Raw genomic sequence first — 13,053 nt, 5'->3', positions numbered from 1 at the left:
TCACGTGCACTTTTTACTGTGGTCGCAGTCACAATCCCACATCCTTCGCATCGAATCGAATCGGGGATCGACTTTGACCCTTCCCGCTGTCGTGACAACCCCGACGGTAGCGACAAGTGGAATTGCGGGCCATTGCTCGGATCACATTCTCGGAGAAGACACAGGATTATCAGGTTCCGGTAATACACAGGTAACCCGGTAATTCCCGATGAATTCTGTGTGACTTTTGTGAATCGACCGCACTACACGATGTGGTGTCGAAACAGGTTCGGCGACAACCGATTTCCCCAGGTGAGGGGTGTGGTAGCTTCACGGAGTTCGTCGGATCTGTGCAGGAGGCTCGGCAGGTGTTTTCGCGCTCGGTGCGCCGTGGAACTCGCCGAGGCGGCTTCTACGCGCTGGCTGTTCTGCTCGGTGTCGGCACATTCGCGTTCCCCTCCCCCGCTCGCGCCGCCGACGCCTATGTCGACCGGCTCGCCGAATCCGCGGCGACTCCCGAGTTGAGCTGGTCGGACTGCGACGACGGTTTCCAGTGCGCGTTGGCGCGCGTACCCATGGATTACAACGAGCCGGCGGGTGCGCAGCTCGAACTGGCCACCATCCGGCTTCCCGCGAGCGATCCGAGCAAGCGCCTCGGCACTTTGTTCGTGAACTTCGGTGGTCCTGGGCCCTCGGGCGTCGACCGGTTACGGGAACGGGCACGCTGGCCGTGGCTGTTCTCCGAGGAGCTTCGCGCGCGCTTCGACCTGGTGTCGTGGGATCCGCGCGGGGTCTCACGCAGTGCGGGGGTGCGCTGTTTCGCCACTGCCGAGGAACAGGCCGAATACTTCGGCACCTTCCCCGGGACGCCCACCGACGCGAGTCAGGAAGCGGAATTCTTCGCGCGTTCGGCCGATCTCGCCGCGCGCTGCGGTCAGGCGGCGGGCCCGATCCTGAATCACGCCTCCACCGCCAATACCGCCCGTGACCTGGACCTGCTGCGTCGCGCGGTCGGCGACAACGCGCTGACGTATCACGGCATCTCCTACGGCACACAGGTCGGCGCGGTCTACGCGAACATGTTTCCGCGCCGGGTGCGCGCGATGGTGTTCGACGGTTCGCTCGACTTCGAGGGCAACGCCGACGGGCACGGCGCGGAGGGCACCCACCTTCCCCTAGACACCAGGCAGGGTGTCGCGGTCGGCATCGCCGAGACCTTCGACGCGTTCCTGCGCGAATGCTCGGCGGCGGGCCCGCGCTGCGCGTTCTCGGCCGGCGATCCGAAGCTGAAGTGGCTCGCGCTGGCCGAACGGGCCCGCCACGCCCCCATCCTGCTCGACGGAACACCATGGACGTTCTCGCAGGTAGTGACCGCCGCGGGCAGCCTGTCGCGCCCCGACACCTACGCCGATCTGGCGAACTTGCTGCAGCAGCTGTTCGACGCGGCGACCAGCGCCCCCACCCTCGTACCCGACTCGCTGTTCGACCCCGCCTACCCCGCCAACCGGGCCGAAGCGTTCTACGCCATCCAGTGCGCCGACAGCATGGTCCCGACCGAACCCGCGGCCTACAGTCGCGTCGCCGCCGTCGAAGACCTACACAACCCCTACTTCGGCCGCACCGCCGTCTTCAACGCCATGCCCTGCGCGTTCTGGCCCGCCCGCGACGCCGACCGCTACACCGGCCCATGGAACCGGCAGACCGCCGCCCCCATCCTGGTCATGAACAGCCGCTACGACCCGGCGACCCCACTGCACGGCGCCTACGCCGGCGCTGCCCAACTGTCCACCGCACGAGTCCTGGTGATCGAAGGCGCCGGCCACAGCAGCATGTACGTCCCCAGCACCTGCGCCGAACAAGCCAAACGCGACTACCTGTTCACCGGCCAACTCCCACCCGAAAACCTGCACTGCGGCATCGACCACTCCCCCTTCAGCTAGGTGGAGTCGTCGAGCGACAGCATCTCCACAACCCGGACAACACTCCGGCCCCGAAACGCGCGAAGGCACGGACTTCGGTGGGAAGTCCGTGCCTTCGTTCGGTATTCGCCTTGGTGGCTGCGCTCACGAGGAGCGCGGGGTCACCAGGAGCTCTTGTGCACGCCCGGGAGCTCACCGCGGTGGGCCATTTCGCGCAGGCACACGCGGCACAGGCCGAACTTGCGGTAGACCGCGTGGGGGCGGCCGCAACGCTGGCAGCGGGTGTAGGCGCGGACGGCGAACTTCGGCTTGGCCTCCGCCTTGATGCGCAGTGCTTTCTTAGCCATGTGCTCAGTTCTCCTTGAACGGGAAGCCGAGGTGCTTCAGCAGCGCGCGGCCTTCTTCGTTGTTGGTCGCCGTGGTCACCACGGTGATGTCCATACCGCGCGGGCGGTCGATGGAGTCCACGTCGATCTCGTGGAACATCGACTGCTCGCTCAGGCCGAACGTGTAGTTGCCGTTGCCGTCGAACTGCTTCGGCGACAGGCCGCGGAAGTCGCGGATACGGGGCAGCGCGATGGAGACCAGGCGGTCCAGGAACTCCCACATGCGGTCGCCACGAAGGGTGACCTTGGCGCCGATCGGCATGCCCTCACGGAGCTTGAACTGCGCGATCGACTTGGTGGCCTTGCGGATCTCCGGCTTCTGGCCGGTGATCAGCTCGAGGTCCTTGACGGCACCGTTGATCAGCTTCGCGTCACGGGCGGCGTCGCCGACACCCATGTTGACGACGACCTTGACCACGCCGGGGATCTGCATCACGTTGGCGTACTCGAACTCGCTGTTCAGCGCGTCCTTGATCTCGGCGCGGTAGCGCGCCTTCAGCCGGGGCTGAGTCTGCTCAGAGGTGGTCATGTCAGATGTCCTTCCCGTTCTTACGGGAGATCCGAACCCGCTTGCCGGTGGTTTCGTCGGTGCGGTAGCCGACGCGAGTCGGGTTTCCGTCGGAGTCGACGACCATCACGTTGGAAACCTGGATGGGGGCTTCCTGGGTCACGATGCCACCCGAGGAGGCGCCACGCTGGTTGGCGGAATCCGCGACGTGCTTCTTGATGCGGTTCACGCCTTCGACGAGAACCTTGCCGGTCGCCGGGTAGGCCTGGATGACCTTGCCCTTGGCGCCCTTGTCCTTGCCCGAGATGACGAGCACGGTGTCACCCTTGTGCACCTTCATGTCAGAGCACCTCCGGGGCCAGCGAAACGATCTTCATGAAACGCTTGTCGCGCAGCTCACGGCCGACGGGGCCGAAGATGCGGGTGCCGCGCGGATCGTTGTCCGCCTTGATCAGCACAGCGGCGTTCTCGTCGAACTTGATGTAGGAACCGTCCGGACGGCGGCGCTCCTTGACGGTGCGCACGACGACAGCCTTGACGACGTCGCCCTTCTTGACGTTCGCGCCGGGGATGGCGTCCTTGACGGTGGCGACGATGATGTCACCGATACCGGCATAGCGACGCGACGAGCCACCGAGCACGCGGATGCAAAGGATTTCCTTCGCCCCGGTGTTGTCGGCGACGCGCAGTCGCGACTCCTGCTGAATCACTTCAGCACCTCCTGGACCTGGATGTATACGTACGCCGGATTGCCGACCCGACGCACATGGTCAGTCACCCACCAGACGCGCGCCTGCCAGCGGTTTTGTCCACCACTGGGGGTTCACGGCCGGATTGCGAGGGCAGAGCTCCCGCAGGCAACCGGTCTAGTGTAGGTGAATCCCCAGGTCGACCCAAATCGGGGGTCGTCGGCCAATTTGAAGCGAATATGTTTCAAACTGCCGTGCGCGCGTGCGCCCCGTTGTTACGGTCCCCAGGCTCGTCGCGGGGACGAGCCGACGAGGAGCCACCATGAAACTCACCCTTGCCTCCACTGCCTTCGCCGCCGTCCTCACGGTGCTCGCGCCGCAGGCCGCCGCCGGGCCCGTCATCGACATGCTCACCGACACCCTCACGGTCGGCTGCACCTCCAAGATCGACGTCGTCGGCCTCGACGACTACGTCGGTGCCCAGGTCGACTTCGTCGCCAACGGCAAGTTCTTCGCCAGCGACACCGTCGACCTCGAGGTCACCGTCGGCGGCGTCACCGTTGCCAAGGCCACCGCGTTCTACCACGTGGAATCCGAGGTCGAAGTGCAGTTGACGGCGCTGCTGCACGCCACCGGCATGCCGCTGGTCTCCAAGCGCGTACCGACGGTCATGCGAATCATCAACGCGGGCAGTGGTTTGGCCTGTGACCTGGCGACCGGCAGCGCGGGCAGCTCTTCCTGATCGCCGCAGCCCCCGAGACGGCAGCCGCGCCGGTAGCCTGTGCGAGCTGGATCGCAACGAGCATGGGTGCGGTTGCCGCATCGGGGAAGGAAGTCCTGTGACACAGTCCGGCCGTCCGTCGGTTGTCGACCGCCGCGCATTCCTGGCCGCCATGGGGTTGGTGCCGGTGGCCGTCGCCCTGGCATCGTGCTCGTCCGATGCGCCCGCGGCGCAGTTGAACGGTGTGGATCTGAGCGGGGGCGATCCGGCGATTCGCCCGCAGGACGACCTGTACCGCCACGTCAACGGCGCCTGGCTGCGCGACTACCAGCTGCCGCCGGACAAGGCCTCGGTCGGCGCGATCACCGACGCCAACGACCGGACCCTCGATCAGCTGCGCGCGATCATCGAATCCATCTCCGATCCGGAGCCGGGTTCGGAGGCGCAGCAGATCAAGGATCTCTACGACGCGCGCCTGGATCTCGACGAGATCGAGCGCCTCGGCATCACGCCGCTTGCCGGGCTGTTCGCCGCGATCGACAAAGCCCCGGGCAAGCCGGAGCTGGCCAAGGAGATGGCGATCGCACCGATCGCCGGCCTGATCGGGATGGGCATCGGCATCGACCGGAAGAACTCCAAGGCCTATATCCCCAGCGTCGGCCAGTCGGGCCTGATGCTCGGTGAGCAGTACTACCGCAAGCCGGAGTTCGCCGAGCAGCTGGCGGGCTACCAGGTGTACCTGGAGAAGCTGGCGCAGGGCATCGGCCTGCCCGACCCGGCCGGGGTGGCCCAGCGCGTGCTCGACCTGGAGAAGCGCATCGCGGTGGCGCACTGGGACAGTGTGCGGCTGCGCGACACCGACGCCACTTACAACCTGATGAGCTGGGACGAGCTCACCAAGCTGGGACCGCAGTTCGACTGGGATCCCTGGCTTTCGGGCATGACCGACCGACCCAAGTCGCTGTTCGACAAGATGGTCGTCGGGCAGCCGTCGTTCGTCACCGCGGCCGCGCAGCTGTGGAGCGAGGTCGACATCGCCCTGTGGCGCGACTACCTCAAGCTGCACGTCGCCGACACCTACGCGCGGTTCCTGCCCAAGGCGATCGCCGACGCGCGCTTCGAATTCGTGGGACGGGCGATGGCCGGGCTGGAGGAGAAGCCGGAGATGTGGCGCTCCGCGGTGGGCGTGGTCGACGACAATTTGGGCGAGCCGCTCGGAAAGCTGTACGTGGACAAGCATTTTCCGCCCTCGGCGAAGGAACGCGCCAAGGAGATGGTCGCCGATGTCACCGCCGCGTGGCGCGACAACTTCACCAACTCCACCTGGATATCGCAGGCCACTCGCCAGGCCTCGATCGCCAAGCTGGACAAGATCGTCGCCCAGATCGGCTACCCCGACAAGTGGGTCGACTACTCCTCGGTGCAGATCAAGCGCGGCAAGCTGATCGAATCCCTGCTCGCGATCAACGCTTTCGAGTCCAAGCGCGCCTTCGCCCGCCTCGGCACCGAGGTCGACCGCTCGGAGTGGGGCATGTCGCCCCAGACGGTGAACGCCTACTACAGCGCGACCACCAACCAGATCGTGTTCCCCGCCGCCTACCTGCAGCCGCCGTTCTTCGACAAGGACGCCACCGACGCGGTGAACTACGGCGCCGTCGGCTCGACGATCAGCCACGAGATCGGGCACGGTTTCGACGATCAGGGCTCCAAGTACGACGGTGACGGCAACCGCCGCGACTGGTGGCAGCCGGAGGACCGCGCCGCGTTCGAGGCCAAGACCGAGCAGATCATCGCGCAGTACGACGTGCTCGTCCCCGAGGGCGCACCGGAGGGTCAGCACGTGAACGGCGCGCTGACCGTCGGCGAGAACCTGGCCGACCTGCGCGGCCTGCAGATCGCGTTGGAGGCGTACAAGAAGGTGGCGCAGCGGTCCGGCGAGACGCCCGATTTCCGCTCGGTGTTCCTGTCGTGGGCGCGGCAGTGGCGCGACAAGCAGACCGTCGAGGCCACCCTGCAGGGCCTGCAGGACACGCACTCCCCCAACGAATTCCGCTGCAACCAGGTGGTACGCAATATCAACGAGTTCTACACGACCTTCGATGTGAAGGAAGGCGACAAGCTGTTCATGCCCGCCGACCAGCGCGTCGCCCTGTAGACGGGGCTTGCACCCTCCCGATTCGCCGTAGGTTAGCCTAGGCTGACCTAAACCTGCTCGATGGAGGATGCGCTCATGACGTCAGTTCGGACTTCACGCGGCTGGCGGCGCGCCGCGGTGGCCGCGCTCGCCGGTGCGCTCGCCTTCGGTGTCGTCGCCTGTGGTTCCACCGAGGACGAGGCGGGCTCGGGCGAAGCGGTGACCATCGCCCATGCCCGCGGCGAGACCACCGTCACCGGGACGCCGAAAAAGATTGTCGCCCTCGGCAATCAGTGGCTCGATTCCACGCTGGCGCTCGGCGTGGTGCCCGTCGGCTACATCGACAACGTCTCCGCGCTGTCCAAGAGCACCCCGCCGTGGACGCCCGACAGCCTGAAGTCCGCGACCGCGCTCAACACCCAGGGCAGCGTCGCCGAGCAGGTCGCCGCGCTGGAACCCGACCTGATCCTGGCCGACCCGTTCATCGCCGATCAGAAGACCTACGACGACCTGTCGAAGGTGGCGCCGACCATCCCCGCGCTCACCAAGGACGCCGTCACGCCGTGGCAGGACCAGGTTGCGGCCCTCGGCAAGGTGCTGCACAAGGAATCCGACGCGACCGCGACGATCAAGAAGGTCGACGACAAGATCGCCGCCATCACCACCGCCAACCCGGGCCTGAAGGGCAAGACCTTCGCCAGCACCTGGCTGGCCAGCCCCGCTCAGCTGATGGTGCTCACCGACCCCAACGACGGTTCGGCCAAGGTGTTCACCCAGCTCGGCATGTCGATTCCGGCGAACCTCACCGCGCAGCCCGCCAACCAGGGCCGGCTGGCGTTGTCGCCGGAGCGCGTCGACGAGCTCACCGCCGATCTGCTGCTGGCCGGCTACTCCCCCGGTCTCGACGAGAAGTACCGCCAGCTGCCGGGTTACGCCGAACTGCCGTCGGTGCGCAAGGGTTCGGTGGTGTTCCTGACCACGCAGGAGATCAGCGCGATCAACCAGCCGAGCGCCCTGTCGGTGCCGTACATGCTCGACAAGCTCGAACCCGCGTTCGCCGCCGCCGCGAAATAAGCTCCACCCACAACTCGAGGATTCACCGTGCTTGCCTCCCCATATCCCGCCCAGACTCGGTTCGCCCTCCGCGCAGGTGTCACCTGTTTGACCACGCCGGCCGGTGCGGTGCTGCTCAATCCGCCGCGCAACGAGAAGCTGACCGGTCTGGGCGCGGGGGCACTGCAGGCACTGAAAACCCTCAACCAGGGCCCGGCGACGGCCGCCGAGATGGCGACCGCGGCCGCCGGTGACGACATCACCGGCCTGATGCGCAAGCTCACCGACGGCGGCTGGCTCGCGGTGACCGTGCGCGACGGCGGCCGCGATCTCTACAGCATCCGCCCGTTCGCCCAGCCCGCGCCCCGGCCCGAGGTCGCACTGCCGACCTGGTCGGCCACGCTGTCGAAATTCGCCGTGCTGCACCGCGACGCGCAGGGTTTCGTGCTCGAGCATCCGCGCTCGTGGTGCGATCTGCGCATCCACGATCCGCGCCTGCTAGCCCTGCTCGACGGGCCGCTGGCCGCCGATTCACCGGTGGCCGCCGCGGTGAAGACGCAGTTCATGGCCGACCTGCAGTGGTGCGGGTTCCTCGTCGACGGTGACGAGGAGGAGCACGAGTTCACCACCCGTTCCTGGAACGCGCCCGACCTGTGGTTCCACCGGCGCAGCACGCTCGGCGCCCGCACGGTCACCTGGGACGATTTCGGACCGACCCGCTGGGCCGAGGGCAAGTTCCCCGAATTGCCCGCTCGCCGAGCGCCTTTCGCCGGTGACCCGATCTTCCTGCCGAAGCCCGATCTGGTCGCGCTTCGCGTCGGCGACCCGAGCCTGTCGGCCGCCCTCGAGGACCGCGTCTCCACCCGCGCCTTCGACGACAGCGCCCCCGTCACCACCGCCCAGCTGGGCGAGCTGCTCTTCCGCAGCGCCCGCACCCGCGAGGACGGCTCCCGCCCCTATCCCTCCGGCGGCGGTGCCTACGAGCTCGAGGTCTACCCCGTGGTGCGCAATGTGGCAGGCCTGGAAAGCGGGATGTACCACTACGATTCGGTCGACCACGCCCTGCGCCACGTTGCCCCCTTCGACTCCCCCGCCGTTCAGAAACTGGTGAAGTCCACCTCGGCCACCCTGGCCGGTGGCGCGGAACCCCAAGTTGTCCTGTTGGTTTCGGCCCGCGCGGGCCGGGTGATGTGGAGCTACGAACAGGTCGCCTACGCCAACATCCTCAAGCACGTCGGCGTCTTCATGCAGACCGTCTACCTCTCGGCCACCGCCATGAACCTCGGCGTCGTCGCCCAGGGCTTCTCCGACACCTCCGCCTTCGCCACCGCCACCGGCCTCGACGAACTCGAGGAGTGCAACGTCGGCAGCATCATCGTCGGCTCCCCCGCACGCTGAGAAACTTCGCGTGAGAGCTACGTCACAAGATGCAACCCGCGACGCGGGGAGTGCGTCCAACCAATCGACGTGCTTTCTATCGGAGCGAGGGTTTCATGAACGACGACTGGTCGGCGCCGACTCGTGCGGAGAACAACGCCCTGCGTGCGCAGATCGATTCGATGCTCGAGATGTTCGCGTCGGAGAAGTCGGCGCTGCTCGGAATGCAGGCGCGTGCGGCCGAACTGGTGAGCGTGTGGTCCGAGGACGGGCTGGTGCGCGCTTCGGGCAATATCGCCGGGGTGTCCGAAGTGCACATCGAACCGGACGCCTTCAAACGCTCCACTCCTGAGTCCCTCGGCCGCTCCGTCACCGAAGCCCTCGGCGAGCTCGGCCGGCAGACCGCCCGTACCCAGGAAGAGGCACTGAGCCCGATCTCGGCAGCCATGCCCGACCTGTCCGACCTGGTTCCCGGCGCACCGAGCATGAAAGAACTGATGGCCCAGCTCGCCCCGCCCGCGCCACCGAAACCGGAACCGGTCGCCGAGGCTCCGCGCGGTCTCGTCGACGATGAAGACGACGAAGACGGCTACTTCCGCAACCGCAACTACCTGCGATGAGTTCGCTGAACGTCGACCCCGACGGCCTGCGCAACACCCAGCCGGCCTTCACATCGGTCGCGTCGACCATCACCACAGCGGCTCAGCAGCTGGCGGCGGTGATCGCGGCCGAAGGTGAATGCTGGGGTGGAGACGAGATCGGCGCCGCGTTCGCCAAGAACTACACACCCGGCGTCGAGCCGGGACAGCAGGCGATCACCGGTCTGGCCACCGTGATGACGCAGCTGGGCACCAACATGGTGACCATCGCCGACACATTCCAGAACCAGGACACCGGCCACGCCGGGCAGATCGCCCAGGCCGAGGGTGCTCTGTAAATGGGCATCGAGATCCCCGACGAACTGCAATGGGTCGCCAAGTACATCCTCGGCGCCGGTGACTGGCCCGATGGCGACGAAACCGCCATGCGCCGCGTCGCCGACGGGTGGACTGCGGTGGCCGGCACTCTCGACACCGTCGACGACGCGGCCGCGCTGGCGCTGAACGCCGCGCTGACAGCGATCTCCGAAGGTGAAACCCACACCGCCATAGCCACTTTCCGCGACAAGCTGCTGTCCGGAGACCAGGCGACGATGACGGCGGTACGCAAATGGTGTGAAACCCAAGCCACGCTGCTCGAAGACGGTGCCAACGATATCGAGCACACCAAGTTGGTGATCATCGGAACGATGATCGTCACGGCGGTCGAGCTCTCCGTGGCGCTGGCGACCTCCTGGACGGGTGTGGGTGCGGTCGCCGGTGTCGCCGCGCGCGTCGCAGGCCAGATCGCGGTGCGCATGGCGATCAAACAACTCATCGCCCGCATGCTCACCCGGGGTGCCGCCAAAGCCGCAGCCCGACTCGCCTTGCGCGGTGCCGCTTTCGAAGCCCTGGAAGAGGGCGGCGTCGATTTGGCAGCCCGCCTGATCCAGGTCTCCAACGGCGACCGCACCGCCGACAAGTTCGGCTGGACCGACCTCGGTCTTGCCACCTTCGGCGGGGCGGTCGGTGGTGCGGTCGGTGGTGTATTGGGCGGCGGCACAGGCGCTCTCGCCGACACCGCAGGCTCCACCGTGGGCAAACTCGCCGGAAAGGTCGTCGGCGGCACCGTCACCGAACTGGGCGCCGACATCTCTGCTCAAACCGCGGCCGCCGGAGTCGGTGCCGCCTTCCTCGGCCAGGAATTCAACCTCGACCTCGGTGTCGACACCTTCACCAGTGCCGGTGCCGGCGGTGTCCAGACCGCCCTCGAATCGGGTTCCTCGCCGGGTCAGGCGCCCACGGTCCCCGACCTCGGCACCGGTGTCCCTGCCGCCTCGACTACCGAGGCTCCCGCCGCCACCGCGCCCGCTGCCACCGGCGAACCCTCGACGTCCGCTCCCGACAACGGCTCCCCGTCGACGTCGGCACCAGTCGACAACAACGCCCCGGCAGCCGCCGGCGATCCGGCCACATCGGCACCCGCCGCCGGCGATCCCGCCCAGACTGCCCCAGCCGCCACCGGCGAACCCGCGACATCCGCACCAGCCGACACCGGTGTTTCCGCACTTGCCACAGGAACCGATCCCGCCGCTACCGCCGCGCCCGAGGCCCCGGTCACCACCAACCCGGACTCCAGCGCCTCCATACCTTCCGATGATGGGGACGTTCCCTCAGCCGGGCTGAACACCAATGACCCAGGGATCACCGATAATTCGTCTCCGTCTACGAATCCCCCGACGGCGGAAGAACCTCAGTCGAATCCCACCGCCGATACACCACCAACACCCGCCACGGAGACCGCGCAACCGACAGGCGATCCGGCTCCCGACAACGGCCCACCTACCAACGACGACGCCCCTCCGTCGAACCCGCCGTCCACCACTGTCCCGGACGCACCTGCTCAGTCCACACCGCTCACCACCGACACCTCCACCCTCGACCTTCCGCCCCAACAGTCACCGACAACCGTCGCTCCGGAATCCGAGACAACCGACCCGCTGGTGGCGCAACAGAATCCGAACACCTCACCCCCGAGCACAGCGCCCGAATCGTCACCTCAGCAAACGCCGACCACTACCGTCCCCGCCTCGGTACCAACAGCCGTCGGCAGCACCACCCAGCCACCGACCGCTAACCCCACCACCGCACCCGCGTCCAGCGAAACATCGGCGGCCACAACCACTTCCAGTTCACAACCCGCCACTGCGCCGACCACTCAGCCCGGAACCACAACACCTCCGAGTGCTGCGACCAATCAACCGACGGTGTCAACACCGCCTACCCACGGCTTGACGACACCGCCCACCACTACCCCGACCACCCAGAAACCGGCCCCGGCACCTTCGTCCCGTCCGGCTCCACAGAACGAGCCCGTCGGGGCCCTCCCCGGGACGCCCAGTCACCCCGCCGCACCATCTACGCCGTCGCCGACGTCGAGTCGAACAACTGCCGAGATTTCGGCCCCGGCGCCTTCGCCCGAGGTGGACAGCCGACAGCCGGACAGCACGCTCCCCTCCGCCGCTGACCAAGAATCACCACGAAGTACCCCCGCGACAACAACTCCGACACCCAGCGCGGTCACGCAGAATCACCTGCCCGATCCTGGACACAGCCCTAACGCCCGTCCGCTCCGCGAGGCATTACGCAACCAGCCACCACACGACGGCCGGACCACTCCGGTAGCCGCGGGCACAACGCCGACCACGCCCCGCCCTTCGTACCGAATTCGTAGGTTCCAGGTCGGCACCCGCTGGGTCTCGGTCGCAACCATTCGCGCCTACATCCCCAACTCACACCTGATGACGCCTGCCGAGTTGCAGGTCGAGATGGAATACGCCCAGGCCGCGATAGACGCCACCTTCAACCACGCGCAGGCACTCCTGGGCGGCGACCAATTCCTGGTGGACATCGACTTCACCACCGACCCGACCATGGCCGATCTCCGCGTCAATACTCAACAACACCCGTACGACCTCGCCAACAGCCTGCGCGAGCACATGGGGCTACCACCGAGCGCGCCGAATTCCCCGCTGAGCCCCGACGACCTGCGTTCGATCAGCAATGACATCGCGAGAGCCAACACCCCGGCTCGCTTCCCGAACCCTTCCGATACCCGGGTACACGGCCCGAATCGTCTCGAGCCTGTCGAGCAGGCGACATATCAGCACGACGTCGAAGATCAGCTCCGCAACGGCAATTCCTTTGTTGTGGGCGCCGATCCACGTACAAATCAGTACGGGCGGCTGGTCAACGACGGTGGACCCCACGTTCCCGGCCGAAGCAACAACTGTCTCGACTGCTCGCTGTCGGCACTGTCTTCGTTCTACGGTGTCCCCCAGGTATCGGCCCCGCGGTGGCCGGACTCCCTTCCCGACGGCACTCGGGACGACCGCAACGGCGAAGTCGGCGGAACCGCGCGCGCGGCCGCATGGCTCGGCGAGACGCCGCTCCACTTCGGAGGTGTGCCGATTCCGGCGCAGTTCCAGGCGCTACGCGATCATGTCGCGGCAATGGGCCCAGGTTCCTCTGCGCTCCTGATCAACACCTGGCAGGCCTACAAAAACGGAATTCCGCAATTCAACCCGGACGGTTCGCCGGAGATCGATGGTGCTCACGCCACCGTAATCGTCTATCCGCCCGGCGCGAGCGGCCCGGTATGGTGGGATCCGCAGTCCGGCCAAACTTTTGACACTCCACCTCCCGTGAT

12 protein-coding genes and 1 pseudogene are annotated in these 13,053 nt (G+C 66.9%); 8 read left to right on the top strand and 5 right to left on the bottom strand.

Going from position 1 to position 13,053, the window contains the following annotated elements; all coding sequences use genetic code 11:
• The first annotated feature begins 347 nt into the window (after positions 1 to 347).
• Entirely contained in the window at positions 348 to 1,919 is a 1,572-nt protein-coding gene (locus tag AB0F86_RS24805; RefSeq protein WP_356985930.1) for an alpha/beta hydrolase, read from the top strand.
• A 140-nt stretch (positions 1,920 to 2,059) separates the two neighbouring features.
• On the opposite strand, the gene AB0F86_RS24800 is transcribed toward AB0F86_RS24805, so the two are convergent.
• Genes AB0F86_RS24800 through rplN form a run of 4 tightly spaced genes read right to left on the bottom strand, consistent with a single transcriptional unit; the run spans position 2,060 to position 3,502 of the window.
• The gene (locus AB0F86_RS24800) at positions 2,060 to 2,245 is read right to left on the bottom strand and encodes a type Z 30S ribosomal protein S14 (RefSeq protein ID WP_040731429.1); all 186 of its coding nucleotides are present in this window, start codon (positions 2,243 to 2,245) and stop codon (positions 2,060 to 2,062) included.
• 4 nt (positions 2,246 to 2,249) lie between these two features.
• Entirely contained in the window at positions 2,250 to 2,813 is a 564-nt protein-coding gene (gene rplE, locus AB0F86_RS24795; protein WP_067491083.1) for a 50S ribosomal protein L5, read from the bottom strand.
• Between the two features lies 1 nt (position 2,814).
• Complete coding sequence (rplX, locus tag AB0F86_RS24790; protein WP_067491085.1) at positions 2,815 to 3,132, bottom strand: 50S ribosomal protein L24; 318 nt, start codon at positions 3,130 to 3,132, stop codon at positions 2,815 to 2,817.
• Position 3,133: 1 nt separating this feature from the next.
• Positions 3,134 to 3,502: a 50S ribosomal protein L14 gene (gene rplN / locus AB0F86_RS24785; protein WP_019045060.1), complete on the bottom strand. Its 369-nt coding sequence runs from the start codon at positions 3,500 to 3,502 to the stop codon at positions 3,134 to 3,136.
• A gap of 301 nt (positions 3,503 to 3,803) precedes the next feature.
• On the opposite strand from rplN, the gene AB0F86_RS24780 reads away from it, so the two are divergent.
• The 6 genes from AB0F86_RS24780 to AB0F86_RS24755 all read left to right on the top strand — a co-directional run bounded on the left by AB0F86_RS24780 (position 3,804) and on the right by AB0F86_RS24755 (position 9,703).
• Positions 3,804 to 4,223 (top strand): hypothetical protein, encoded by a 420-nt coding sequence (locus AB0F86_RS24780; protein ID WP_067491087.1) that lies wholly within the window; start codon positions 3,804 to 3,806, stop codon positions 4,221 to 4,223.
• A gap of 97 nt (positions 4,224 to 4,320) precedes the next feature.
• A complete protein-coding gene (locus AB0F86_RS24775; protein ID WP_356985931.1) occupies positions 4,321 to 6,357 on the top strand; it encodes a M13 family metallopeptidase in 2,037 nt (678 codons plus the stop codon).
• A 75-nt stretch (positions 6,358 to 6,432) separates the two neighbouring features.
• Positions 6,433 to 7,410 (top strand): ABC transporter substrate-binding protein, encoded by a 978-nt coding sequence (locus AB0F86_RS24770; protein WP_356985932.1) that lies wholly within the window; start codon positions 6,433 to 6,435, stop codon positions 7,408 to 7,410.
• Positions 7,411 to 7,437: 27 nt separating this feature from the next.
• A complete protein-coding gene (locus AB0F86_RS24765; protein WP_225281864.1) occupies positions 7,438 to 8,787 on the top strand; it encodes a SagB family peptide dehydrogenase in 1,350 nt (449 codons plus the stop codon).
• Between the two features lie 95 nt (positions 8,788 to 8,882).
• On the top strand, positions 8,883 to 9,386 hold the full coding sequence (locus AB0F86_RS24760) for a YbaB/EbfC family nucleoid-associated protein (protein ID WP_225281863.1): 504 nt from the start codon (positions 8,883 to 8,885) through the stop codon (positions 9,384 to 9,386).
• Complete coding sequence (locus AB0F86_RS24755) at positions 9,383 to 9,703, top strand: type VII secretion target (protein WP_067641115.1); 321 nt, start codon at positions 9,383 to 9,385, stop codon at positions 9,701 to 9,703. The genes AB0F86_RS24760 and AB0F86_RS24755 overlap by 4 nt, the downstream gene beginning before the upstream one ends.
• A 2,433-nt stretch (positions 9,704 to 12,136) precedes the next feature.
• Here the strand turns inward: AB0F86_RS24755 and AB0F86_RS24750 are convergent.
• Positions 12,137 to 12,343, bottom strand: coding sequence for a hypothetical protein (locus tag AB0F86_RS24750; RefSeq protein WP_356986031.1), 207 nt, complete (start codon positions 12,341 to 12,343; stop codon positions 12,137 to 12,139).
• Here AB0F86_RS24750 and AB0F86_RS24745 point away from each other — a divergent pair.
• A pseudogene (locus AB0F86_RS24745) lies at positions 12,278 to 13,012 on the top strand (toxin glutamine deamidase domain-containing protein); the annotation flags it as partial. The gene AB0F86_RS24750 and the pseudogene AB0F86_RS24745 overlap by 66 nt on opposite strands.
• Between the last annotated feature and the right edge of the window lie 41 nt (positions 13,013 to 13,053).

It is taken from the genome of Nocardia sp. NPDC023733 (genome assembly GCF_040639775.1).
GTDB lineage: Bacteria > Actinomycetota > Actinomycetes > Mycobacteriales > Mycobacteriaceae > Nocardia > Nocardia rosealba.
The sequence above is the reverse complement of the archived record's forward strand: the minus strand, read 5'-3'. Positions and strand labels throughout refer to the sequence as shown.